19 protein-coding genes are annotated in these 24,144 nt (G+C 69.4%); 9 read left to right on the forward strand and 10 right to left on the reverse strand.

The genetic code is table 11. From position 1 onward, the window contains the following. Window positions 1-117: 117 nt before the first annotated feature. The gene (locus tag AADV74_RS13365; protein WP_342114849.1) at window positions 118-366 is read right to left on the reverse strand and encodes a MoaD/ThiS family protein; all 249 of its coding nucleotides are present in this window, start codon (window positions 364-366) and stop codon (window positions 118-120) included. Between the two features lie 2 nt (window positions 367-368). Then, a complete protein-coding gene (moaA, locus tag AADV74_RS13370; protein ID WP_342114851.1) occupies window positions 369-1,436 on the reverse strand; it encodes a GTP 3',8-cyclase MoaA in 1,068 nt (355 codons plus the stop codon). A gap of 109 nt (window positions 1,437-1,545) precedes the next feature. Here moaA and AADV74_RS13375 point away from each other — a divergent pair, with 109 nt between their 5' ends. Genes AADV74_RS13375 through AADV74_RS13385 form a run of 3 tightly spaced genes read left to right on the forward strand, consistent with a single transcriptional unit; the run spans window position 1,546 to window position 3,175 of the window. Continuing rightward, entirely contained in the window at window positions 1,546-2,139 is a 594-nt protein-coding gene (locus tag AADV74_RS13375; protein ID WP_342114852.1) for a molybdopterin-dependent oxidoreductase, read from the forward strand. Continuing rightward, on the forward strand, window positions 2,136-2,924 hold the full coding sequence (locus tag AADV74_RS13380; RefSeq protein WP_342114853.1) for an FAD-binding oxidoreductase: 789 nt from the start codon (window positions 2,136-2,138) through the stop codon (window positions 2,922-2,924). The genes AADV74_RS13375 and AADV74_RS13380 overlap by 4 nt, the downstream gene beginning before the upstream one ends. After that, the gene (locus AADV74_RS13385; protein ID WP_342114855.1) at window positions 2,921-3,175 is read left to right on the forward strand and encodes a DUF6510 family protein; all 255 of its coding nucleotides are present in this window, start codon (window positions 2,921-2,923) and stop codon (window positions 3,173-3,175) included. Before AADV74_RS13380 ends, AADV74_RS13385 begins: the two co-directional genes overlap by 4 nt. Window positions 3,176-3,277: 102 nt before the next feature. On the opposite strand, the gene AADV74_RS13390 is transcribed toward AADV74_RS13385, so the two are convergent. After that, window positions 3,278-3,442, reverse strand: a complete 165-nt coding sequence (locus tag AADV74_RS13390) for a DUF4175 domain-containing protein (protein WP_162241224.1) — start codon at window positions 3,440-3,442, stop codon at window positions 3,278-3,280. A gap of 277 nt (window positions 3,443-3,719) precedes the next feature. Here AADV74_RS13390 and AADV74_RS13395 point away from each other — a divergent pair, with 277 nt between their 5' ends. Together AADV74_RS13395 and AADV74_RS13400 are read left to right on the forward strand one after the other, a co-directional pair. Beyond that, window positions 3,720-4,769 (forward strand): Gfo/Idh/MocA family protein, encoded by a 1,050-nt coding sequence (locus AADV74_RS13395; protein ID WP_342114858.1) that lies wholly within the window; start codon window positions 3,720-3,722, stop codon window positions 4,767-4,769. A gap of 87 nt (window positions 4,770-4,856) precedes the next feature. After that, a complete protein-coding gene (locus tag AADV74_RS13400) occupies window positions 4,857-6,020 on the forward strand; it encodes a glycerate kinase (RefSeq protein WP_342114860.1) in 1,164 nt (387 codons plus the stop codon). A 97-nt stretch (window positions 6,021-6,117) separates the two neighbouring features. Here AADV74_RS13400 and xylB read toward each other — a convergent pair whose 3' ends face one another. Beyond that, window positions 6,118-7,521 (reverse strand): xylulokinase, encoded by a 1,404-nt coding sequence (xylB, locus tag AADV74_RS13405; RefSeq protein WP_342114861.1) that lies wholly within the window; start codon window positions 7,519-7,521, stop codon window positions 6,118-6,120. A 122-nt stretch (window positions 7,522-7,643) separates the two neighbouring features. Then, entirely contained in the window at window positions 7,644-8,831 is a 1,188-nt protein-coding gene (gene xylA, locus AADV74_RS13410; RefSeq protein WP_342114863.1) for a xylose isomerase, read from the reverse strand. A 101-nt stretch (window positions 8,832-8,932) separates the two neighbouring features. Here xylA and AADV74_RS13415 point away from each other — a divergent pair, with 101 nt between their 5' ends. Both AADV74_RS13415 and AADV74_RS13420 read left to right on the forward strand, forming a co-directional pair. Next, window positions 8,933-9,976 (forward strand): LacI family DNA-binding transcriptional regulator, encoded by a 1,044-nt coding sequence (locus AADV74_RS13415; RefSeq protein WP_342114864.1) that lies wholly within the window; start codon window positions 8,933-8,935, stop codon window positions 9,974-9,976. Between the two features lie 95 nt (window positions 9,977-10,071). Further along, window positions 10,072-14,364, forward strand: a complete 4,293-nt coding sequence (locus AADV74_RS13420; protein ID WP_342114866.1) for an endo-1,4-beta-xylanase — start codon at window positions 10,072-10,074, stop codon at window positions 14,362-14,364. A gap of 191 nt (window positions 14,365-14,555) precedes the next feature. Here AADV74_RS13420 and AADV74_RS13425 read toward each other — a convergent pair whose 3' ends face one another. From AADV74_RS13425 to AADV74_RS13445, 5 genes are read right to left on the reverse strand one after another with little or no spacing between them, the layout of a single operon-like run. After that, entirely contained in the window at window positions 14,556-15,800 is a 1,245-nt protein-coding gene (locus tag AADV74_RS13425; RefSeq protein WP_342114868.1) for an endo-1,4-beta-xylanase, read from the reverse strand. 4 nt (window positions 15,801-15,804) lie between these two features. Then, window positions 15,805-18,234 carry a beta-xylosidase/alpha-l-arabinosidase gene (locus AADV74_RS13430; RefSeq protein WP_342114871.1) on the reverse strand — a complete coding sequence of 810 codons (2,430 nt, stop codon included), beginning with the start codon at window positions 18,232-18,234 and terminating at the stop codon, window positions 15,805-15,807. Beyond that, window positions 18,231-19,127 (reverse strand): carbohydrate ABC transporter permease, encoded by an 897-nt coding sequence (locus tag AADV74_RS13435; RefSeq protein ID WP_342114873.1) that lies wholly within the window; start codon window positions 19,125-19,127, stop codon window positions 18,231-18,233. Before AADV74_RS13435 ends, AADV74_RS13430 begins: the two co-directional genes overlap by 4 nt. Before the next feature lie 2 nt (window positions 19,128-19,129). Continuing rightward, complete coding sequence (locus tag AADV74_RS13440) at window positions 19,130-20,110, reverse strand: carbohydrate ABC transporter permease (protein WP_342114875.1); 981 nt, start codon at window positions 20,108-20,110, stop codon at window positions 19,130-19,132. A gap of 12 nt (window positions 20,111-20,122) precedes the next feature. Continuing rightward, a complete protein-coding gene (locus AADV74_RS13445; protein ID WP_342114877.1) occupies window positions 20,123-21,418 on the reverse strand; it encodes an extracellular solute-binding protein in 1,296 nt (431 codons plus the stop codon). A 141-nt stretch (window positions 21,419-21,559) separates the two neighbouring features. On the opposite strand from AADV74_RS13445, the gene AADV74_RS13450 reads away from it, so the two are divergent. Both AADV74_RS13450 and AADV74_RS13455 read left to right on the forward strand, forming a co-directional pair. Continuing rightward, the gene (locus tag AADV74_RS13450; RefSeq protein WP_342114879.1) at window positions 21,560-22,750 is read left to right on the forward strand and encodes an ROK family protein; all 1,191 of its coding nucleotides are present in this window, start codon (window positions 21,560-21,562) and stop codon (window positions 22,748-22,750) included. A 116-nt stretch (window positions 22,751-22,866) separates the two neighbouring features. After that, the gene (locus AADV74_RS13455; RefSeq protein WP_342114881.1) at window positions 22,867-24,072 is read left to right on the forward strand and encodes an ROK family transcriptional regulator; all 1,206 of its coding nucleotides are present in this window, start codon (window positions 22,867-22,869) and stop codon (window positions 24,070-24,072) included. Window positions 24,073-24,144 lie beyond the last annotated feature (72 nt).

Genomic DNA, 24,144 nt, shown 5'->3' on the forward strand with positions numbered 1-24,144 from the left:
GCAGAGGCCCGGGCGAAGCCCGCGGTCGACGCGCCCTGGTGCGCCCTCGGTCCTGATGCGTTTCGGACGCGGACTTCGTCCGGTCCTCAACGAACGGAGGTGCGGGTCGAGCGCGCTCTACCCCCCGGAGAACGGCGGCAGCACGTCGACGCGGGCGCCGAGACGACGCGCGGGGTCGCGCGTCGCGAGGCCGTCGACCAGGAACGAGCCCGACGTCACGACGCGTGCCATGACCGGGCCGTAGCGCGCGACGAGGGCGGAGCCGAGGTCGCCCACAGTGGCGTCGGAGTCGACGTCGAGCACCTCCTCCTCGCGCCCTGCGGCCTCAGCCGCCGCGGCGAAGTAGCGCACGTGCACGTTGGCCACGCCTAGCCGCCGATCCCTCCCATCGACCGCGCGGGTCGATGGAAATCGGCAGCGTCGATGCCGTGGCCGGCCTGCTTGTTCCACATGGCGGCGCGCCAGCGGTCGGCGATGTCGGCATCCGTCGCGCCACTGCGCAGCAGACCCCGCAGGTCGGTCTCGTCGTCGCCGAACAGGCAGGAGCGCACTGTTCCCTCGGCGGTGACACGGGTGCGGTCGCAGGCGGCGCAGAACGAGCGCGTGACCGAGGCGATGATGCCGACAGTCGCGGGCCCGCCGCCGACGGTCCACTGCTCGGCCGGAGCGGACGGGTCCTCGCGGGCGACGGGAGTGAGCACGAAGCGTTCGCCGAGAACGCCCAGCAGTTCGGCCGCGTCGACCATGTTGTCGCGGCGCCAGGTCTCGTCGGCGTCGAGCGGCATCTGCTCGATGAAGCGCAGCCTGCAGTCGTGCGCCACGGCCCAGGCCAACAGCTCGGTCGCATCGTGCAGGGTCTCGCGCATGAGCACGGCATTGATCTTGAGCGGCGTCAGCCCGGCCGCGTGTGCGGCGGCGATGCCCGCGAGCACGGCGTCGAGCCTGTCGCGACGGGTGAGCCGGATGAAGTGCTCGCGGTCGAGAGTGTCGAGCGACACGTTGATGCGGGTGAGGCCGGCGTCGACGAGCGCCCGGGCCTTGCGGTCAAGGCCGATGCCGTTGGTGGTCATGGCGATCTGTATGGCCGGCGCCACCTCGTGCGAGCGGGCGACGATCTCGACCATGTCGGCGCGGGTGAGTGGTTCACCGCCGGTGAACCGCACCTCCTTGACACCCAGATCGTGGTGGGCGATCCCGACGAGCCTGGCGATCTCGGATGCCGTCAGCAGGTCATTGCGCGGAATCGAGGGCAGGCCCTCCGCGGGCATGCAGTACGTGCAGCGCAGCGAGCACTTCTCTGTGACCGAGATGCGGAGGTCCTCGGCGACGCGACCGAAACGATCGACCAGCCCCGTGACATCCGGTCGCCCGAGAGTCGACGGCGACGCCGACGGGTCTCGCCGCACGGCGGGGATTCCGAGCGTGATCGGCGTCATTCGTCAACCCTACGATCAATCTCGAACGCATTGCGTGACACGACTCCCTCGGCGTCACTATCGTGAGGGAACTGCCGCCTTTTCCGTGCTGCAGTCGAAAGGGGATCCGATGTCGTTCATCACCCGAGGATTCTCCGGACGTTCGCGTGACCGCGACCCTCGGATTCCACCAGGGCAGACGGAGGTCGGCGACTTCCCTGTGCTCTCAGCGGGCCCGACGCCGCACATCGACACGGCCGAGTGGGAGTTCTCCATCGTGCCCGAGAGCGGAGAGGCGCGCACGTGGTCGTGGGAGCAGCTCATGGCGGAGAAGATCGAGGAGGTGACGACCGACATCCACTGCGTCACGCACTGGACGAAGCTCGGCACCAGTTGGCGCGGAGTCTCGCTCGACACCCTCTTCGCTGACGTCGAGACCAGCCAGGATTACGTGATGGCTCACAGCTACGGCGGCTACACGACCAACGTGCCGCTCGACGAACTGCTGAACGGCCAGGCCTGGATCGCCTTCGAGTTCGACGGCGAACCACTCGATCCCGAGCACGGAGGGCCGGCACGCCTCATCGTGCCGCACCTCTACTTCTGGAAGAGCGCCAAGTGGGTGCGCAGCCTCGTGATGATGGCCGATGACGAGCCCGGGTTCTGGGAGCAATCGGGCTACCACATCCACGGCGACCCGTGGAAAGAGGAACGCTACTGGTGAGTGGCGCATCCGACACAGCCTGGCGCGTCGGCACGGTGGTCGAGGTCCACCCGGAGACACCGAGCGCCCGGCGCATCATCATCGACGTCGATGGCTGGCCGGGCAATATCGCCGGGCAGCACCTCGACGTGCGTCTGACCGCCCCCGACGGGTACTCGGCGACGCGCTCGTACTCGATCGCCTCGGCGGGCCCCGGCAGCCGCGTCGACCTCGCCGTCGACAAGCTGCCCGACGGGGAGGTGTCGCCGTTCCTCGTCGACGACCTCATGGTGGGTGACATGCTCGAGATCCACGGACCCCTCGGCGGCTGGTTCGTCTGGGAGCCGGATGCGGGTCCGGATGCGGCAGCCGATGCCGGGGGGGACGGCCGCGTGGCGGCATCCGCCCGCCCTGTGCAACTGATCGGCGGCGGATCGGGTGTCGTTCCCCTCGTCGCCATGATCCGCTCGCACGTGGCCGCAGACGACTCGACGCCGTTCCGCCTGTTGTACTCGGTGCGCACTCCCGACGACGTCTTCTTCCCCGACGTGCTCGCCGACGACGGCGGGGTGCCCGCCCTGCGCGTCGACCTCATCTACACCCGGCGCGCACCCGACGGCTGGCCCGTCACGCCCGCCCGCATCACGCGCGACGTGGTGGAGTCGTCCGTCTTCCCGGCGTCGGACAACCCACGCGTGTACCTGTGCGGGTCCACGACCTTCGTCGAGACCGTCGCGGAATGGCTCGTCGACCTGGGCCACGATCCGCGGTCCATCCGCACGGAACGCTTCGGAGGAACGTCATGACGCATCTCGACGGCAACTCGCTCGCTGGCGTGCTCTCGGAGCTGTTCCGCTTCGACCCGACGACGGCGTCGGCTCGGTGCGCCGGCTGCGGCACGATCGACGTGCTCGCCCGGGCGATGGTCTGGGAGGGAACGCCGGGAACGGTGGTGCGCTGCGCGAGTTGTGACAACGTGCTGGCCACGATCGTGGAATCGGATGACAGGCTCTGGCTCAGCTTCTCGGGGATCACCGCCGTCGAGGTGCGACGCTGAGACTCCGCGCTCTCTGGCCGGATGGCCGCCCGAGCAGAACGGCCGCTGGACAAGAGAAGGGCCCGTGCGCGATGCGCACGGGCCCTCCCTCAGTTCTTTGGATCAGACGGACTTGCGTCCGCCGATGACACGCAGCAGCCACGCGATGACCGCGATGACGAGCAGGATGATTCCGACCCAGATCAGCCAGTTGAGAGCCGAGACGAATCCACCCGTGAAGAGCAGGATGACGGCGACGACGGCCACGATGATGAGAAGAAGATTCATATTCTGTTGTTCCCGTTTTCTGTTGTGGGAGCCGACTTGTGACCGGCACCCTCCGTGTGGCCCGCTTCACGATGACCCCTGTTGAGGGGGTTCCCGTTTGGGCCTCGCCAATCTTGGCACATGGTGGGGAATCTGCGAACGGGCTGGTATCGGATCGGACTTCCTGCTATATGGCCGGGCCCGAGCAGAGATTTCCTCAGCTTTCTGCGATGGGCGGACGCGCAGAACAGGATGCCGGAGCCGCCACCGGGCGCGTCGCGCCCCTACAATCGCGTTCATGACCTCTCTGCCGCAGACGCTCCCGGCGTCCACTGCCGCCCCGCTGCGTGGCGGTCCGACACTGGCCTGGGGAGTGCTCGCGCCGGGGATGATCGCGAATGCCTTCGTCGGAACCCTGCACGCGAACACGGACCAGAGGGTGATCGCCGTCGCATCCCGCAGCTCCGAGCGCGCGTCGCGCTTCGCCGCAGCGCACGGGATCGACAACTGGTACGACTCCTACGAGGCGCTGGTGACGGATCCGGCGGTCGACATCGTCTACATCGCCTCGCCGCACAGCGAGCACCGCACGCTGGCGCTGCTCGCCATCGCCGCAGGAAAGCACGTGCTGGTGGAGAAGCCGATCGGCACCACCGCCGCCGAGGCGCGGGAGGTGGCTGAAGCCGCAGAGGCCGCCGGAGTCTTCGCCATGGAGGCGATGTGGTCGCGCTTCCTGCCGCAGACGACGGTGATCAACTCGCTTCTGGCCGATGGGGTTCTGGGTGACGTGCAGCTCGTGACGGCGGACTTCGGCGGCAAGCCGGCGTTCGACCCGAGCAGCCGCATCTTCGACCCGACACTCGGTGGCGGCGCCCTGCTCGACCTCGGCATCTATCCGGTCTGGTTCGCCCACTTCGTGCTCGGCACACCCACCGACATCACGGCGACCGGAACTCTCGCGGCGACGGGCGTCGATGGCCAGACGTCGCTCGTGCTCGACGGGGATGAGGGCGCGCAGGCGCTTCTCAGCACCTCGCTCTTCGTGCAGACCACGGCCGAGGCGCGCATCTTCGGAACCCGAGCGCGCATCGAGATCGACCCGCTGTTCCTCATGCCCGGCAGCTTCGCCCTCGTCGGCCCCGACGGCGGCGAGCTGCTCTGGCGCGATGAGTCGGGGCTCGAGGGTCGTGACGGACTGGCCTGGCAGGCGGCATCCGTGGCCCGGGAGATCAGCGAGGGACGCACGCAGTCAGCGCTGCACCCGCTGCGCCGCTCGATCGCCGTGCTCGAGACCATCGACGAGGCGCGGCGCCAGGTGCGTGCGATCGGGGCGCCGCCGCAGGGATGAGCGCTGGGGCTGCGTCGGGCTCGCCACGCCGGACACCCCGGACACTTCGTTCACTCCCATCGCACCGGCATGGGCGAGGCTAGGACCATGGCCGTCATCGTCATCGCCCCCGACTCCTTCAAGGGCACGCTCGGTGCAGCGGATGCCGCACGCGCACTCGCCGACGGCTGGGCCACGGTGCGCCCGGCCGACGAGCTGAGGCTCGTGCCGATGGCCGATGGCGGCGAGGGGACGCTCGACGCCTTCGAACTCGCCGTGTCCGGTTCCCGCCGCATGCCCGTATGCGTCGACGGACCCGACGGACGGCCGGTCGCTGCCTCGTGGCTGTGGCTGCCGGCGGCCGGCGGTCACGGGCCGACCGGCGTCGTCGAGCTCGCGAGCACCTCGGGCATCACCCTGCTGGATCCCCTGCTGCCCTTCGATGCGCACAGCTTCGGCTTCGGGCAGGCCATCGCCGCCGCCCTCGATGCCGGAGTCGACCGCCTGCTCCTCGCCTTGGGAGGCAGTTCGTCGACGGACGGCGGGGCCGGCGCCCTCGCTGCGCTCGGCCTCGATCTGAGCGACGCGGCCGGGCGCCCGATCCGGGTCGGCAATCGGGGACTCACCCACCTGGCGGCCATCGACGCCTCCGCTCTGCGCCCGCTGCCCCCGGGCGGTGCCGTCATCCTCAGCGACGTCGACAATCCGCTGCTGGGGGAGCGCGGCGCTGCCGCCGTGTTCGGTCCGCAGAAGGGGGCGACCCCGTCGCAGGTCGAGGGGCTCGAGGTGGGTCTGGCTCGCTGGGCGTCACAGGTGGCGGTCTCCGACCTGCCCGTGCGAGCTGATGCCGCGACTCCGGGCGCGGGTGCCGCGGGCGGCGCCGGATTCGGCCTGCTCGCGTGGGGCGCGACCATCTCGCCCGGCGCTGCGGCGGTGGGGGCGGCACTGGGATTGCCTGCCGCGCTGGCGGGAGCATCCGTCGTCATCACGGGCGAAGGCCGGTTCGACCACCAGTCGCTGGCTGGCAAGGTGCCGTCGTACGTGCTGGATGCCGCAGCCGCTGCCGCGCGGATGCCGGACGACCGCGCGCCGATCGCCGTGGCACTCGCCGCCGGGGCGATCGAGGGTGACACCTCGGCGTTCGCGGCTTCAGTCTCGCTCGCCGTCCTCGCCGGCGGCAGCGCAGCGGCGCGTGCTGATCCGGCCCGATGGCTGCGGGATGCGGGAGCGCGATTGGCGCGGGTGTGCTCAGCCGATCGAACCGCTCACTGAGGGCCCAGCGAAGCGACCGCCCGAAGTGCATCTGGTGCCCCGGCCCGCTGAGCGCGCTTCGGCCGCGGACTGCGTCCGGGCCTCTGCGATCGGAAGGTCAGCGACCTGAAGTGGCCGCCGCGTACTGCTCCCGGATGACCGGGCGCGTGTCGAGTGGCAGCTCCGCCTCGATCGCCAGCGGCCACGTCGGCCGCGCGTCTGTCAGCGCCCACGCCGCCTGACGGGCGGCGCCGTCCGCCACGTACTCTCCGGCGGCGGGCACCACCACCGGCACATCGAATACCTGTGCCGCGACGGCGCGCACCGCTGGGTTCTGCGCCGCCCCGCCGATCAGCAGCAGTCTGGTCGCCGTGACGCCCTGGCCGCGCACGGCATCCAGTCCGTCGGCGAGCCCGCAGAGCATGCCCTCGATGGCCGCGCGGGCGAGGCTCGGCCGCGTCGTGCTGGCCAGCGTGAGGCCCGAGAACGTCGCCGTCGCGTCGGGCAGGTTGGGAGTGCGCTCGCCCTCGAAGTAGGGAACGAGCACGGCTCCGGATGCCGCCGGCTCGGCCTCGAGCGCGAGGCGGCCGAGTTCGGCGTGCGAGACGCCCAGCACTCCCGCGACGGCATCGAGCACGCGCGCCGCGTTGAGCGTGGCGATCAGGGGAAGGGCGTTGCCGCTCGCGTCGGCGAAGCCCGCGACAGTGCCCGACGCGTCTGCTGTCGGGGCGTCCGTCACAGCGAAGACCGTGCCCGACGTGCCGATCGAGACGACCACGTCGCCCGGCTGGGCGTCGAGGCCGAGAGCGGCCGCGGCGTTGTCGCCGGCGCCGGCGCCGACGACGATGCCGTCGGGCGTCTTGCCGGCGCGCTCGGAGGGGCCGAGAACCCGGGGGAGCACGGCGTCGTGGCCGAGCGCGCGCACGAACAGCTCGCGGTCGTAGTCGCCGGTCGTGGCGCTCCAGTATGCGGTGCCGCTGGCATCCGACCTGTCGGTCGTCATCTCCTCGAGCACGGGCCCGAGCGGCGACTCGCCGGCGGGACCGAAGCCGCGCAGGCGCCAGGTGAGCCAGTCGTGGGGGAGCGCGACAGCCGCGACGCGAGCGGCGGCATCAGGTTCGGCATCCCGCAGCCAGCGCAGCTTGGTGGCCGTGAACGACGCGACGGGCACGACGCCGGTACGCCTGGCATACTCCTCGGCGCCGACCTCGGCGATCAGGTCGAGGGCTGCCTGCGCCGAGCGGGTGTCGTTCCAGAGCAGCGCATCGCGGATGACCCGGCCGTCGGCGTCGAGCACGACCATGCCGTGCTGCTGGCCGCCGATCGAGATGGCCTCGACGCCGTCGAAGCCGCCGGCATCGCTGAAGGCAGAGAGCAGGGCGCCCCACCAGGCTGTGGGGTCGACCTCGGTGCCATCGGGATGCGGCGCCCGACCCGAGCGCACGAGCGCTCCAGTGGACGCGTCGCGGATGACGACCTTGCAGGACTGCGTCGAGGAGTCGACGCCGGCGACGAGAGTCATGGGTTCACTCTTTCAGTGACGGTGTGCACGATTCAGGCTGGATCGCGTCGAGCAGGTTCGATTCGGGCGAATCGAGCCTGCCGAACGGAAACCAGCCTGAATCGTGCGAACGGCAGTGAGCGCTAGCGAGCGCCCAGCAGGTGCTCGGTCGCCAGCTGCTGCAGCCGCACGAAGCCGAAGCCCTTGCCGCCGAGGTAGGCGTCGGCGTCGAAGTCCTCGTAGGAAGCGCGGTCGGCCAGCAGGTCGTCGTAGCTCTCGCCGGCTCCGAGGGTGGGCTGCGCGAGCTCGGGAACGCGGGCGGCGGTCAGCGCCTCCTGCACCTCGGGGTCGGCGCGGAAGGCCGCGGCGCGCTCCTTCAGCAGCAGGTACGTGCGCATGTTGGCTGCGGCCGAGTCCCAGACACCGTTCTCGTCCTCGGTGCGGCTCGGCTTGTAGTCGAAGTGACGCGGGCCATCGTAGGACGGGCCGCCGTTCGGGCCGCCGTTCTCCAGCAGGTCGACGAGCGCGAAGGCGTTGTGCAGGTCGCCGTGGCCGAAGACGAGGTCCTGGTCGTACTTGATGCCGCGCTGGCCGTTGAGGTCGATGTGGAACAGCTTGTCGTGGTACAGCGCCTGGGCGATGCCGGCTGCGAAGTTGAGGCCGGCCATCTGCTCATGTCCGACCTCGGGGTTGAGGCCAACGAGCTCAGGGCGCTCGAGGGAGCTGATGAAGGCGAGGGCGTGACCGAGGGTCGGCAGCAGGATGTCGCCGCGCGGCTCGTTCGGCTTGGGCTCGATGGCGAAACGGATGTCGTAGCCCTTGTCGGTGACATAGTCGCCGAGCAGGTTCACGGCCTCGCGGTAGCGCTCGAGGGCCGACCGGATGTCCTTCGCCGAGTCGTACTCGGCGCCCTCGCGGCCGCCCCACATGACGAAGGTCTTGGCGCCCAGCTCTGCGGCCAGGTCGAGGTTGCGCAGCACCTTGCGGAGGGCGAAGCGGCGCACGGCGCGGTCGTTCGAGGTGAAGCCGCCGTCCTTGAAGACAGGCGCGCTGAACAGGTTGGTGGTCACCATCGGAACGATGAGGCCGGTGTCGGCGAGCACCTGCTTGAGACGGTCGATCTGGGTCTGGCGTTCGGCATCCGTCGACCCGAAGGCGAACAGGTCGTCATCGTGGAAGGTGAGGCCGTAAGCACCGAGCTCGGAGAGCTTCTCGACGGCGTGCACCACGTCGAGCGGGTTGCGTGTGGGGCCGCCGAAAGGATCGGTGCCGTTGTAGCCGATGGTCCAGAGGCCGAAGGAGAACTTGTCGGCGCGAGTGGGGGTGGTCATGTTCCTGCTCCTCGATGAACGGAATTGTTGTTAAGAACAACGTATATCGGCGGATGCTGCATTGCAACCACGCCGATAGTTTCGGAAACTAGGATCGAAACATGACGACAGCCCACACCGATGATCGCGTCACCCTGGCCTCCGTCGCCGAGGAGGCCGGAGTCTCGCTGTCGACGATCTCGAAAGTGCTCAACGGGCGGGCCGATGTCGCGGCGGCGACCCGGTCCCGTGTGGAAGAGCTGCTGGCGCAGCGCGGCTATGCCCGCCGCGGCGCCGGAACTGCCGCGAAGGCCGACCTGATCGAGCTGGTCTTCCACGAGCTCGAGAGCGTCTGGTCGATGGAGATCATCACCGGAGTCGAGGCGGTCGCCAAGGAGCACGGCCTGTCCGTGGTCCTCACGGAGAGCGGCAGTCGGCACGCGCCGGACCCGGCCTGGGTGGAGGGCGTCATGCGTCGCCGCCCTGTCGCCGTCGTGCTCGTGTTCTCGGGCCTCGCACCCGAGTACCGCGAGAGGCTGCAATCGCGCGCCATCCCGTTCGTCATCATCGACCCGGCCGGCGATCCGTCGCCCGACGTGCCATCGGTCGGATCGGCGAACTGGTCGGGAGGCCTCCTCGCCACACGCCACCTCATCGAGCTGGGGCACACGCGAATCGCGACCATCACCGGGCCAGAGGACATGATGTGCTCCCTGGCCCGGGTCGACGGCTACCGCACTGCCATGAACTCCGCCGGTCTGGACGTCGACCCCGACTGGGTACGCTTCGGGGACTTCCACGTGACAGGCGGGCGTTCGCATGCTGCCGAGCTGCTCTCGCTCGAGAACCCGCCCACGGCCATCTTCGCCGGCAGCGACCTGCAGGCGCTCGGCGTCCTCGAAGTGGCTCGATCACGCGGGCTGCGTGTTCCCGAAGACCTGTCGATCGTCGGCTACGACGACATCCCCCTCGTCCAGTGGGTGAGCCCGAGGCTCACGACCATCCACCAGCCGCTGCGGCGCATGGCCGAGGAGGCGACGCGCATCGCCATCCGGATGAGCACCGAGACCTTCACGGGAACGCCGCGCATCGACCTGGCGACGAACCTCGTGGTGCGCGAGAGCACGGCGCCGCCGGCCCAGCCCGCCTCGAAACTATCGGAATAGTTTCGTAACGTTTCGATAACGACCTGACCCTCTTTCGGGGCTGCCGCATATGTTGGCAATCTCCACATATCTCCCAGCGCAAAGGGGCGCTTCTGATGCAACGTCGCACATTCGGAGCCATCGTCATCGCATTGGCCACGGCCGGGATGGTGGTCGGGCCGATCTCACCGGCATCCGCCGCGCCCGTCACGGTGAGCTCCGTCGATTTCGAGGATGGCACCACGGGCACCTGGACGCAGAGCGGGGGAGGAGCCGCAACCGTGAGCGTGATCGACGATGCGGCCGGCAAGGTCGCGAAGATCAGCGACCGCGCTGCCGACTACGTGGGCCTGCAGAGCCCCACGGGCATCTTCGAGCGGGGATCCACCTACGCGTTCAGCATGAAGGCGCGCCTGGCACCCGGTGTGCCCGGAAGCGTCGGCGTACGCCTGGTCATGAAGCCCGCGTACGCCTGGATCGGCAACACCACCATGACGGCGGATTCCTGGACCACCGTGAGCGGTGAGTACACAGTGCCGTCCGACGCCGACCCGGCAGTGCTTCAGGTCTACATCGGCACGGCAGACCTCGCTCCGGCGGCGCCGTACAGCTATCTCGTCGACGACATAGTCGTGACGACGACGGATGCCGGCCCCGGCCCCGAGCCCGATCCCGACTTCGTCCCCGGCGGTGCCCCGAACCCCGTCGCCACCCCGGTGACACTCGCGCAGGGGAGCGGAGACGTCGCCGCGCTCACCTTCGACGACGGCCCGAACCCGGGCACGACGCCGGCGCTGCTCGACTACCTGAAGGCCAACGACCTGCACGCGACGTTCTGCGTCATCGGCCAGAACATCACCGCTCCGGGCGGGACCGACCTGCTGAAGCGCATCGTCGCCGAGGGTCACACCCTCTGCAACCACTCGACGAACTACGACGATATGGGCGGCCTGTCCGCCTCTGCCGCCGAGGACCGGATGAAGGCCAACCTCGCCACCATCCGCACCGCGCTCGGGGACCCGCAGGCGAAGGTGCCGTTCTTCCGGGCCCCGAATGGCTCATGGGGTCAGACCGCCGCCGTGGCCGTCGCTCTCGGCATGCAGCCGCTCGGCGTCGTCAACACGATCAACGACTGGGAGACGCAGGACGTCGACACCCTCACCTCCAACCTGCGGGCCGCAATGAAGCCCGGTCAGGTCGTGCTCGCGCACGACGGCGGCGGTGACCGTACCGGCACGCTCGCGGCCGTCAAGACGGTGGTCTCCGAACGTCTCTCCGACGGCTGGACCTTCAGCCTCCCCGTCGGCGCTCCCGCAGCGGGAGTTCCCGGCGGCGAGAAGGTCATCGACACGGACTTCGAGGACGGCCTCGACGGGTGGGGGCCGCGCGACAGCGGTTCCGGAGCTCCGGTCGTGGAGACGACGGATGCCGTCGCGCACGAAGGCGAGTTCTCGGCATCCGTCACCGACCGCACCTCCCAGGGAAGCGGGATCGGCCGCGACGTCAGCGGAGTCCTGCAGACCGGAACCACCTACGACCTCTCGGCCTGGGTGCGCTTCGGAGAGGGGCAGCCGACGGATGACGTCTGGCTGAGCATGGCGCGCACGGTCGACGGATCTACCAGCTACTCCACGCTCGCGCAGTTCGCCTCGGTGTCGAACAACGGGTGGACCGAGGTGACCGCCACCTTCCAGATGGGAGCCGCCGATTCGGCGCTGCTGTACTTCGAGACCGACTACAACGGCACCAACACCTCCGACCTGTTCCTCGACGACATCGTGGTGAGCGTTCCCGAGCCGTCCCAGGTGCAGGACCTGCTGCCGATCAAGGACACCGTCGACTTCCCGGTCGGCGTCGCCATCGACAGCCGGGAGACCACGGGAGCGGCATCCGAACTGCTGCTCAAGCACTTCGACCAGGTCACCAGCGAGAACTACATGAAGCCGGAGGCCTGGTACGACGCGAACGGCGTCTTCACGCCCAACGCCGAGGCCGACACCCTCATGGCGTTCGCCCGCGACAACGACCTGAACGTCTACGGGCACACCCTCGTGTGGCACAGCCAGACGCCGGCCTGGTTCTTCCAGGGCGACGCGGGCACGCCGCTCACCGCCAGCGCTGCCGACCAGCAGGTGTTGAAGGACAGGATGCGCACGCACATCTTCAGCGTCGCGCAGCACCTCAACGACACCTACGGGGCGTTCGGCAGCGACACCAACCCGCTGTACGCGTTCGACGTCGTGAACGAGGTGGTGTCGGATGCCGCGGACTCGGCCGACGGCCTGCGACGCAGCGAGTGGTACCGGATCCTCGGCGAGCAGTTCATCGACCTGGCCTTCCAGTACGCGAACGAGGCCTTCAACGGCGAGTACGCGGCCGAGGGCGTCGAGCATCCGGTGACCCTGTTCATCAACGACTACAACTCGGAGCAGGCCGGAAAGCAGGCGCGGTACCACGCGCTCGTGCAGCGGCTCCTCGAGCGCGGCGTTCCTGTCGACGGCGTCGGCCACCAGTTCCACGTGAGCCTCTCGCTGCCGGTGAGCACGCTCGACGCAGCACTCGACGCCTTCGAGGACCTCCCCGTCACCCAGGCCGTGACGGAGCTCGACGTCACGACGGGCACCCCGGTGAGCCAGGCGAACCTCATCGAGCAGGGCTACTACTACCGCGACGCCTTCCGCTCCTTCAGGGAGCACGCCGACGACCTGTTCTCCGTCACCGTGTGGGGACTGACCGACGGCCGCAGCTGGCGAGCGGGATCCGGCGCTCCGCTGGTGTTCGACGACGGACTGCAGGCCAAGCCGGCCTACGACGGCATCGTCGACGGCGACCTGGCCCCGCGCGTGCGCACCGCGAACGTGTTCCAGGGCGATGTTCCGCTCACCGACGCGGCGACGTCGTCTCCCGAGTGGGACCGCCTGCCGCTGCTCCCCATCGAGGACAGAGGCTCGTTCCAGCTCCGCTGGGCGGCCGATCACCTGACCGTCTACGTGAGCGTCGACGACGCCACGCCCGCCGAGAACGACGGACTCGAGTTCGAGGTCGATGGCGGAGTCGGGCGCATATTCACCGATGGGATCGGTGACATGGATGGTGTCTTCACCATACGCTCCGGGGGCTACGAGGCGGTGGTGCAGATCCCGATCGCTGCCGCAGAGGGTGAGACCCACAGCTTCGACGTGCGCATCCTCGACGAGGGGAACGACACGTCCGGTTGGAATTCACCGGGCGCGGTCGGCACCATCACCCTGCTGGAGCCGCTGTCGTTCCTCGAGGTCGTGCAGGCGGCATTCGCGCCGACCATCGACGGCGAGATCGACGAGGCCTGGACCGACGCGAACGCCGTGACCACGGAGAAGCAGGTGGTGGGAACATCGGGCGCCACCGCGACGGTTCGTACGCTCTGGCGCGATCAGACGCTCTACGTGCTCGCCGAGGTGGCCGACCCCGTCGTCGACGTGTCGGGATCAGACCCGTGGATCCAGGACTCGGTGGAGATCTTCGTCGATCCCGGGAATGCCAAGAACGGCTCCTACCGCTACGACGACACCCAGATCCGCATCAGCGCGGCCAACGCGGTGTCGTTCGGCACCGGCGACGAGGCCTTCCAGGCGAACCGGGTGCAGAGTGCCACGGCGCTCGCCGACGGCGGCTACGTCGTCGAGGCCGCGGTGAGCCTGCTCGAGTACGGCGGCATCGACACCGTGCACGGGCTGGACTTCCAGGTGAACGATGCCGCGGCCGGAGCTCGCACCTCCATCCGCAACTGGGCGGACCCGTCGGGTGTCGGTTACCAGTCCACGGCCCGGTGGGGCGTCGGGCAGCTGGTGGCCGGTGCCGTGGCGCCTCCGGTCTCGCCCGTGAACACGGTCGCTCCGGCGATCCGCGGCACCGCGCTCGTGGGCAGCAGGCTCACCGCGACACCGGGCACCTGGGACACCGAGGGGTTGACCTTCAGCTATCAGTGGCGGGTCGACGGTGTTGATGTCGTCGACGCGACGAAGGCCGTCTACACGGTGCGCAAGACGGATGCCGGTTCCGCTCTGACCGTCGTCGTCACGGCCGCGAAGCCGGGCATGACCTCGGTCACGGCGACCTCTGCCGCCGTGACTCCGAAGGCGCCGTCCGCCACCTCCCTGTCGTTGTCGCGTCTGCTCGCGTTCTCCTGGCAGACCACGAAGGCGACGGTGAAGGTCTCTTCCAGCGAGTCCGTGGCCGGGGGCACAGTGCAGCTGAGCATCAACGGGAAGAAGGTGGGAGCACCCGTCGCCCTGAAGGCGAACGGCTCAGCCACGATCACCCTGCCGCCGCTGCGTTCCGGCATCCACATCGTGCGTGCCGAGTTCAGCGGGGCGGGCTCGGCTGCGAGCTCGGTCAGCAACCCGTTCCCGTTGCTGCTGCTGTTCTGATCCGGCAGGCGGCGGCAGCCGTAGGGATGCCGCCGCTGCTGCCGCCGTGTGAAGGCAGTACTCCCGCCGTGTGAAGGCACCCGAAGCTCGTCTCCCGGAAATCCGGGGATCGAGAATCGGGAATGCCTTCATACGGCGGGTGACGGGTCCAGGTCCCCGTAGCGGCGCCGGTCAGCTCAGCTCAGGTCAGGTCAGAGCATCAGGTCGGCCGTCGAAGCCCCGACTGCGAGGCGCAGCGCGGACGAGCGGTCGGCCTCGCCGGGAACGGAGACGCTGTAGTCGCCGGCGAAGCCGCGCAGCCTGAAGCGACCCGCGGCATCCGTTCGCACCGATGTCGGTGCAACCCACCAGTCGCCCTTCACCAGGGAGTGCAGGGCGTCGTAGGCGGGCTTCCGGGAGCCGTCTGCGCGCACGAGCCCGATGGGTGCGCCGAGCCAGGCCCCGCGATCGGTGATTCCCCAGTAGGTGATCGCCTCCACCGAGGGATGCGCGACGAGAGAGCCGTAGTGCCTCACGAGCTCGTCGGCCTGGCGGGCCTCGCCCTCGGGTGTCGACGGCCAGCTCGTCACCTGGTAGTCGTTGAGGTCGACGATGTGGCTCGGCATGAGCTCGCCCGAGACCAGCGAGGTCTCGGTCAGGTGCAACGGCAGGCCGTAGCGGGCGAAGCGGTCGACCATGGCCAGCATCGCGTCCTCGCCCCAGTACCCCTGGTGCATGTGCGTCTGCAGGCCGATCGCCGAGAGCGGGATGCCCGCTTCGAGCAGCCCCTCGAGCAGGCACTCGTAGGCGCTCGACAGGTCGAAGTCGTTGATCAGCAGGGTGGCCGTCGGATTCGTCGCCAGCGCCTCCTCGAAGGCCAGGCGCACCATGGCGATGCGCCCGCGCTCACGGGCCAGCCTGGTGATGCCGTTGTCCTCCTTGTCGAACACCGGCATGATCACGACCTCGTTGATCGCGTCCCAGGTGTCGATCAGGCCCGCGAAGTCGCCCACCTCCCGGCGGATGCGTTCCCGCTGCAGCCGTTCGATGGCGTCGGTGTCGTGGTTGAGGAGCCAGGGCGGCTGCACTGTGTGCCAGACCAGCGGATGCCCCTTCAACGCCACACCGCGATCGGCGAACCAGTGCGCCGTCGTGGCGAGGCGTCGCGTGTCGGGCCTGCCGGGGTCGGGCTCGAAGCCTCCCCAGTAGAAGGGAAGGGTGGCGGTGTTGAAGAGGTCGAGCCAGAGCTCGGCCAACTCGGCGTCACCGGGGGAGCCGGAGCCGTTGGCGTGATCGATGAAGTCGAAGCCGATGTTGCCGAAGGAGAAGGCATGCGCCGTCTGCTGCACGAGCACGGCGGCATCCGGAATCGGCCGACCCGAGGGGTCGCGCATCGTGACCACGGCCTCCCCGAGTCGGTGCGGAAGGTCGCCGCGACCCGGGGAGACGAGATCCATCGGGTCAGCCCACTGGTTCGAGACGCACGCCGGCGTGCAATTCCCGTGTGTGGTCAACGACGCGCGTCCCACCCGTGAGCTGCACCGACTGTGCGAACACGATGTCGCCGCTCGACCGGGCCAGTCCGAGCACGATCTCTCCGGGCTCGACGATGCGCCGGCCATCGCGGCCGGTGAAGCTCGCCAGGTCGGCTGGAACGTCGAAGGCGACGCGAACGGATGCCCCAGGCTCGAGCGGAACCCGCGCATAGCCGATCAGCCGCTGCACCGGGCGAACGACGCTCGCCACCGGATCGTGCAGGTACACCTGCACGACCTCGACGCCCGGCCGATCGCCGGCGTTCGCGACAGTCACGGAGACCTCGACGCGACCGTCGACCGCGATCGAGGCCACGGCTGCAGCTGGATCGCGCCAGTCGAACGGGGCGTATCCGAGTCCATGCCCGAACGGGAATGCGGCGGCTGGGTCGATGTTCGAGACCTCGCTCGCTGCGGCGAGCGGAGACGCCAGGTACGTCGACGGCTGTGCTCCGGGGTGCCCGGGCACCGAGACGGGCAGGCGTCCGCTGGGGTTCACCCGCCCGCTCAGTACTCCGGCGATCGCCGGGGTGCCCTCCTCGCCGAGGAAGAACGTCTGCACGATCGCGGATGCCGCATCCGTCGCCGATCCGAGGGCGTATGGCCGCCCGGCCAGCAGCGTCACGACCGTCGGGGTGCCGGCTTCGAGCACGGCGTCGAGCAGCGCCTGCTGCGCTCCGGGAAGCGCGAGGCTCTCGGCGTCGCAGCCCTCGCCGCTCGTGCCGCGGCCGAACAGGCCGGCACGGTCGCCGAGCGCGAGCACGACGACGTCGGCAGCGCGAGCCGCGGCGACGGCATCGGGAACCGCATCCATCTCGCCGCCGTCGACCGAGGTGCCGCGAACGAAGTGCACCGTCGACGCCGGGAACTCGGCCCGGATCGACTCGAGCAGAGTGGGCAGCTCGATGCCGATCGGCACCTCGGGATGCTTCACGCCCACATGGGCCGGGAACGAGTAGCACCCGAGCACGGCGTAGGGGTCGTCGGCATTCGGACCGATCACGGCGATGCGCTTCGGGGCCTCGGATGCCGCTCCCAGGGGAAGCAGCCCGTCATTGCGCAGCAGCACCACGGCCTGCTCGGCGAGAGCGCGCGCGATCTCGCGGTTCTCGGCCGAGTCGAGGTCGACGCTGCCGCGCAGGTCGGAGCCCGGGCCGAGGTCGCGCCCGAGCAGGGCAGCAGGCACGGGGGAGTAGTCGGCGTCGAGCATGCCGAATCCAGCCTTCTGGCGGAGCACCCTGCGCAGCGCCCTGTCGACGAGGGACTCGTCGATGCGGCCGTCCTCGATGGCGGCGACGAACGGCCCCGAGAACGCCTTGACCGTCGGCAGCTCGACGTCGATGCCCGCCTCCAGGGCCTGGGCGGCAGCGTCAGTCCAGTCCCCGGCGACTCCGTGCAACAGGTGCAGGAATCCGATGGCGAAGTAGTCGGCCACGACAGTGCCGTCGAACCCCCACGTGTCGCGGAGAAGCTCGGTCAGCAGCGACGCGTCGGCCGCCGTCGGCACCCCGTCGATGTCGGTGTACGCGTTCATGACGCTGCGCACCCCGGACTCCCGCACGGCCATCTCGAAGGGCGGCAGCAGCACGTCGGTGAGCTCACGGCGGCCGACGGAGACCGGCGCGAGGTTGCGTCCGGCCTTCGACGCCGAGTAGCCGACGAAGTGCTTGAGGGTGGCGACGACGCCCTCGGACTCGAGGCCGCGGATGTACGCGGAGGCCACGGTGCCGATCAGGTACGGGTCCTCGCCGATGGTCTCCTCGACGCGACCCCAGCGGGCGTCGCGCACGACGTCGAGCACCGGGGCGAGGCCCTGGTGGACGCCGAGGCCCCTCATGTCGGCTCCGATGCGGGCCGCCATCCGTTCGACCAGGTCGGGATCGAAGGTGGCACCCCAGCTCAGCGGAACCGGATAGGCCGTGGCGCCCCAGGCGGCGAAGCCGGCGAGGCACTCCTCGTGCGCCATCGCCGGGATGCCGAAGCGGCTCTCGCGGACGATGCGCTCCTGGGTGCGCAGCAGCGACATGGCCCCCAGCGCCGGATCCACCGGGGCTGTCCCGAACGGCCGGGTCAGCTGCCCGAGGCCCGACGGGAGGAGGGTGTCGAGGTCGACGAGTTCCTCCATGTCGTGCTGGTGCGGGGCGACATCGCCGCCCTCGGCCGAGGCGCCGACCCAGATCCCGTAGAGCTGGGCCACCTTCTCCGACACCGTCATGGCGTCGATGAGGGCGTCGACGCGCTCGTCGACCGGGAGCGCGGTGTCCTGCCAGGCGGCATCCGTCACGGCGACATCCGTCGCAGCGGCATCCGTCGCAGCGGCATCCGTCACCAGACGTACTCTCTCGGGCGCGGTCATCCCTTCACCGCCCCGGTGAGGCCGCCGACGATGCGGCGTTGGGCGAGGGTGAAGAACAGGATGGCCGGCAGCATCGCGAGCGAGGTGAACGCGAGCACCGCCGCCGTGTCCTGCGAGTACTGCGTCGAGAACTGCTGCACTCCGAGAGGCAGCGTGTAGGTCGACGCATCGCTCAGCATGAGCAGCGGCAGCAGGTAGGCGTTCCAACTGCCCACGAAGGCGAGCACGCCGACGGTGACGAGGCCGGGCCCCGACAACGGCAGCAGGATGCGCCAGAAGAACCCGAAGCGGCTGGTGCCGTCGATGGCGGCGGCATCCTCCAGCTCGGCCGGGATCGCACGGAGGAACGGCACCAGGATGATGATCGTCGTGGGCAGCGCGAACGCGATCTGCGGAACGAAGACCCCGGCGAGAGTGCCGAGCAGACCGATGTTCTTGAGCATCAGGTAGAGCGGCAGGATCGCCACGGTGATGGGGAACAGCAGGCCGGCCGTGAACATCGAGTAGATGGCGTCACGGCCCTTGAACTCGTAGCGCGCGATGACGAAGGCCGCCATGACGCCGAGGATGACGACGCCGATGGTGGTCGCCAGCGCCGTGATGGTGCTGTTGCCCACCTGCAGCCAGAACGTCGGTGACGTGATGACGGAGGCATAGCTGTCGAGCACCCACGGGTCGGGCCAGGCCGACGGGTTCGCGTTGATCTGCGGTGTGGTGCGGAAGCCGCCGATCCAGATGTAGGCGACCGGGGCGATCGTGATGCCGACGATGATCAGCGCGATGAGGTAGACGAAGGGCTGACCCCAGTCGAAGCCGCGACGGACTCCGGGGACGGGGCCGGATGCGGCAGGCTGGCCGGCTGCGGCCGGCGCCGTGATGGTGGGCGTGGTCATGATCAACCCACTCCTTGGGTGAGGGAACCGGCGAGGTCGCGTTTGAGCACGAACCGCTGGTAGACGAGGGCGAAGATGAGGGAGACGATGAAGAGGATCACCGCGACGGCGCTGCCGAAGCCGAGCTGGTTGCGCTGGAAGCCGAACTGCACCATGTAGGTGGCCATGGTCGCCGTGGCACCGGCTGGACCGCCGCCGGTGACGACCCAGATCATGTCGAAGAGCTGGAGGGAGCCGATGATCGACAGGAACGCCCAGATGCGGATGGTCGGTCCGAGCAGCGGAATGGTGATGTGCCGCTGGATCTGCCACCAACTGGCGCCGTCGATCGCTGCGGCCTCGCTGAGCTCTTCCGGCACGCCCTGGAGGCCGGCGAGGAAGAGGATGATGGCGAAGCCGATGTACTTCCACGTCAGGATCCAGAACATGGTCCAGAGCACGACGTCGGAGTCGGCCAGCCAGAGCTTCGACATGCCGCCGAGGCCGATCGTGGAGAGGAAGGCGTCGAACGGGCCGTCTGGCTGCAGCAGCAGCTTCCAGGACAGTCCGGCGATGACCTCGCTGAGCACGTAGGGGATGAAGATGACGACGCGCAGCAGCGTGCGCCCGCGCATCCGTCGATTCAGCAGCAGGGCGAGCCCGATGGCCACCGGACCCTGGATGACCAGGGACATCACCACGATGAACAGGTTGTGGCCGATGGCTCCGACGAAGACCGGGTCGGTGAGGGCCCGGATGTAGTTGTCGGGGAAGTTGAAGTCGGTGAGCGGGCCGAAGCCGTTCCACTTGTAGAGGCTGTAGATGGCGGCGAGCACCACCGGGATCAGCACGAAGGCGACGTAGACGAGGGTCGCCGGGCCGACGAAGAGGGCGATCTCGAGGCGTTTGCGGCGGCTGGCGGGCGACGGTCGTGTCGACCGTCGCGCCGGGGTCGGGCCCGCGGAAACCGCGGACCCGACCTTTTCGGTGCGTGTGAGTGTCATGGCGTGTGTCGACTACTCCGTCGCTGCGGCGTCCTGCATGCCCTTGACGATGTCCTCTGCGGATCCCTTGCCCGCGAACAGGTTCACGATCCCATCGTTCATGGCGCCACCGACGGTGGCTCCGTAGGCGGTGTCGAGCCACAGCTGAACGTACGACGCGTTCTGCTTGCCCTCGAGCACCATCTGCAGGTTGGGGTCCGCGACGCTCGATGCGGCATCCGCAACCGTCGGGATGCCGGCGCCGGACTCACCGAAACGCTTCTGCACGTCGGCGCTCATGATGTACTTCAGCAGATCGACGCACTCCGGGGGTGCCTGCTGCGAGCAGGCGAAGCCGTCGCCGCCTCCCAGGGCAGCCGTCGGGTCGCCTGCGGCGCCGTCGATGCCCGGGAAGTTGAACCAACCGAGGAACTCCGGAACCTTCTTGTCGTCGGTGAGACCGCCGATCACGCCGGGCTCCCAGTGGCCCATGAGCTCCATGGCGACCTTGCCGCTGGCGAGGAGGCCGGCCGAGCTGCCCGCGCCCTGCTGGGCGGGGGTGGCCAGGAAGCCCTCGTTGAACGGCTCGGTCTTGAGGAAGGTCTCGAGGTCCTCACCTGCGGTGGTGAAGCAGGAGTCGCTGAAGTCGTGGGTGGACTGCGCCTTCGTCAAGGTCTCGGGAGAGCAGTCCTTGAGGGCGAAGTTGTACCACCAGTGGGCGGCGGGCCACTTGTCGCCGGCTCCGACGGAGATGGGGGCGATTCCGGCGTCCTTGAGCTTGGCCACGTCGTCGTTCAGCTCGTCGAGCGTCGTCGGGGGTGCTGTGATCCCGGCCTGCGCGAACAGGTCCTTGTTGTACCAGAAGCCCTCGATGCCGTAGCTGAACGGGAGCGCGTACGTCGCGCCATCGATCTGCCAGCCGCTGACGGTGGGGCCGATCGCGTCGAGCTCATCCTTCACGTCGTCGGAGATGTCCTTGACGTAGCCTGCCGCCACCTGGTCCTTCAGCTCGCCGCCGCCCCAGGCCTGGAAGAGGTCGGGCGGGTCGTTCGACCGCAGCGCGTTCGGGATGAGGGTCTTCTGCAGATCCTCGTTCTGGTAACCGGTGACCTCGACCGTGACGTTCGGATTCGCCTCCTCGAACTCCGCGGCCACGTCTTCCCACAGACCCTTCAGGGGATCCTGGTTGCCGTTGTGCCACCACGTGAGCGTGACCTTGCCGTCGCCGCTGTCGCCGGTACTCGCGCTACAGCCGCTGAGTGCTGCGACCGCGAGCCCGACGGCCGCTGCGCCGGCGAGCAGTCGCTTGGTGCTGCGTCTGTTCATCATTGAACCTCTCGAAAGTTTCGACGTCTGCGTCGAAAGTGATCTGGACGCTCTGATACTACGGCTGCGCAGATATGCCGTCAAGCGCAACATATTCAGCGCGGGTTCGCTGCCCGACGGCCAGTCGCCCCTAGAGTGTTAGCCGTGAGCACCCTGGGGACGTTCGACGGCGTCCATCGCCGAAACCTGTCGAAAGTGCTGTCGCTCGTGCACTACGACGGGCCGCTGTCCCGCGCGCAGGTCACCGCTGCCACAGGACTCAACCGCTCGACCGTCGCCACCCTGGTCTCGGAGCTCTCCGCGCTCGACCTCGTCGTCGAGAGCGCGCCCGACCCCACGAATCGCGTGGGCCGCCCCTCTCCCGTCGTGGCGCCGCATCCGCTCGCCGCAGTCGTCGCCGTGAACCCCGAGGTCGACGCCATCACCATCGCGGCCGTCGGCCTCGGCGGCCGCGTGCTGCACAGCGAACGTATCGAGGTCGACCACGTCGTCAGCCCCGAGGAAGCCGTCGACATCGTCGCGCGCACTGTCGCAGGCTGGTCATCGACCGACGATCTGGCCGCTCTGCGCTTTCTCGCGTGCGGTGTCGCCGTGCCGGGTCAGGTGCGCCGAGCAGATGGCCTGGTGCGCTGGGCTCCGCACCTCGGATGGTCGGATGCCGCCATCCGCGACCTGCTCGAGACGGCGATCGGCCTGCCGACAGTCGTCGACAACGACGCCAGCCTCGGAGCGGTGGCCGAGCACCTCTTCGGCGCCGGCCGCGGCGTCGACGACATCGTGTACCTCAACGGCGGCGCCAGCGGCATCGGCGGCGGGCTCATCGTGCACGGCCGTCTCGTCGGCGGATCCGCGGGCTATGCCGGCGAGTTCGGCCAGAACCGGCCTGGCATCGCCACGACCGACGACAGGCGCGCCCCCGACGGCGTTCTCGAGGACGAGGTGAGCCGAGCCAGACTGCTCGAGGTCGTCGGCCTCGGCACGGCTGACGAGCCGACTCTCGCCCACGCTCTGATCCAGTCGACGGATGCCGCCGTGCAGCGCGAGCTCGAACGCCAGCGGCGCATCCTCGCCACGGCGCTCTGCAACGCCATCAACGTGTTGAACCCGTCGCTCGTGATCCTCGGCGGCTTCCTCGCCACCGTGGCGCAGAGCGATCTGGCGGCGCTGGAGGCTGCGGTCCTCGCGCAGGCGCTGCCCGTCGCGGGGGAGGGGCTCGTGATCAGGGTGGCCGGCCTCGGCGAGGACCGCCTGCTGATCGGTGCGGCCGAGGCGGCCTTCGGCGGGGTGCTCGCCGACCCGGAACTCCCGGCCGCCGCCCCGGCGCCGGTCCGCTGACCCACCCCCCGCTCCCTCCCTGAGACCCGTCGCGTGTCTGGGCGTGGGGCGACACGGTTTAGGTTGGCGGCGGCTGCAAACCCCCCGAAAGCCCCGCACTGAGTAGGGTCGATCCCGTGTCGGCCATCACCCAGTCCCAGCGCTCGCTCCGAGCGGGCGGCGGTACCGCGGAGGACATCCGCGACCGCAACCTGTCGAGCCTGCTCGGCTGGCTGCACCGCGACGGCGCACTCTCGCGCGCCGAGTTGACCCGCCTCTCCGGCCTCAACCGCTCCACGGTGGGCGTCGTGATCGGCGACCTCGTCGCCCTCGGCCTCGTGAGCGAGGGCCCCGCCGTCGTCTCCGGGGCCGGACGCCCCAGCAGCGTCGTGGTGCCGGATGCCGCGACCGTCGCCATCGCCGTGAACCCCGAGGTCGACGCCCTCAACGTCGGCCTGGTCGGCTTCAGCGGTCGCGTGCTGCGCCGGGCCCGCATCCCCTGGAACGGACCGGTCACCGTCGACGAGGTGGTGCAGGCCGCAGCCGCCGTCGTCGCCGGCATGACCAGCGACACCGACGTTCCGTGGCGCATCGTCGGAGCCGGCATCGCGGTGCCGGGCCAGGTGCGCCTGAGTGACGGCCTCGTGCGCGAGGCCACCCACCTCGGCTGGTCGGAGGAGCCCCTCGCCGCCAAGATGTCGGCCGCACTCGGGGTGCCCGCGCAGGCCGCGAACGCCGCGGCGCTCGCCCTTCGCGCGGAGAGCGCCTTCGGAGCCGGTCGCGACGCCGACGACCTGTTCTACATCATCGGCGGCGCCAGCGGCATCGGCGGGGGAGCCGTCATCGGCGGCCGCCTCGCCCTCGGCGCCAACGGGCACGCCGGCGAGGTCGGTCACATCTTCGTCGCCGACAACGGCCGACTCTGCCACTGCGGGGCGCGCGGATGCTTCGAGACCGAGGTGTCGCGTGACGAACTGCTGGCGGTCCTCGACCTCCCTGTCGCGCAGGCTGACTTCCTCGCCGAGCGCCTGCGCGTCAGTGACGACCCGGAGGTCGCCGCGCTCCTGGACCGGTATCGCGGCATCCTGCGCCGAGTGGTCAGCACGGTGGTGAACCTGTTCAATCCCTCGACCATCATCATCGGAGGCTTCCTCGCCTCGGTGATCGACGGCGTCGATCCCGCCGACATCGTGGGCGAGTCCATCCGCTCTGCGCAGGAGGGGCTGCGTGTGCTCACGGGTTCCACCGATGTCGACCTGCTTCTCGTCGGGGCGGCCGAGCTCGTGTTCTCCGAGCTGATCGCCTCTCCCAGCGTGCTCATGGGCGGCACCCAGCAACCCTGATTGTTGCCGGGGCAAACAATAGGATGTCAGTATCCGAAAACCCCGCTGTGACGGGGGATTCCGCCTGACTAA

Source organism: Leifsonia stereocauli (genome assembly GCF_038432415.1).
In the GTDB taxonomy this organism is placed as follows: domain Bacteria; phylum Actinomycetota; class Actinomycetes; order Actinomycetales; family Microbacteriaceae; genus Orlajensenia; species Orlajensenia stereocauli.

Bases quoted from the DNA above. Each gene is read 5' to 3' on its own strand.
- moaA (WP_342114851.1), bottom strand. From the start codon at position 1,436: ATGACGCCGATCACGCTCGGAATCCCCGCCGTGCGGCGAGACCCGTCG.
- AADV74_RS13375 (WP_342114852.1), top strand. From the start codon at position 1,546: ATGTCGTTCATCACCCGAGGATTCTCCGGACGTTCGCGTGACCGCGAC.
- AADV74_RS13385 (WP_342114855.1), top strand. From the start codon at position 2,921: ATGACGCATCTCGACGGCAACTCGCTCGCTGGCGTGCTCTCGGAGCTG.
- AADV74_RS13390 (WP_162241224.1), bottom strand. From the start codon at position 3,442: ATGAATCTTCTTCTCATCATCGTGGCCGTCGTCGCCGTCATCCTGCTC.
- AADV74_RS13395 (WP_342114858.1), top strand. From the start codon at position 3,720: ATGACCTCTCTGCCGCAGACGCTCCCGGCGTCCACTGCCGCCCCGCTG.
- AADV74_RS13400 (WP_342114860.1), top strand. From the start codon at position 4,857: ATGGCCGTCATCGTCATCGCCCCCGACTCCTTCAAGGGCACGCTCGGT.
- xylB (WP_342114861.1), bottom strand. From the start codon at position 7,521: ATGACTCTCGTCGCCGGCGTCGACTCCTCGACGCAGTCCTGCAAGGTC.
- xylA (WP_342114863.1), bottom strand. From the start codon at position 8,831: ATGACCACCCCCACTCGCGCCGACAAGTTCTCCTTCGGCCTCTGGACC.
- AADV74_RS13415 (WP_342114864.1), top strand. From the start codon at position 8,933: ATGACGACAGCCCACACCGATGATCGCGTCACCCTGGCCTCCGTCGCC.
- AADV74_RS13420 (WP_342114866.1), top strand. From the start codon at position 10,072: ATGCAACGTCGCACATTCGGAGCCATCGTCATCGCATTGGCCACGGCC.
- AADV74_RS13425 (WP_342114868.1), bottom strand. From the start codon at position 15,800: ATGGATCTCGTCTCCCCGGGTCGCGGCGACCTTCCGCACCGACTCGGG.
- AADV74_RS13430 (WP_342114871.1), bottom strand. From the start codon at position 18,234: ATGACCGCGCCCGAGAGAGTACGTCTGGTGACGGATGCCGCTGCGACG.
- AADV74_RS13435 (WP_342114873.1), bottom strand. From the start codon at position 19,127: ATGACCACGCCCACCATCACGGCGCCGGCCGCAGCCGGCCAGCCTGCC.
- AADV74_RS13440 (WP_342114875.1), bottom strand. From the start codon at position 20,110: ATGACACTCACACGCACCGAAAAGGTCGGGTCCGCGGTTTCCGCGGGC.
- AADV74_RS13445 (WP_342114877.1), bottom strand. From the start codon at position 21,418: ATGATGAACAGACGCAGCACCAAGCGACTGCTCGCCGGCGCAGCGGCC.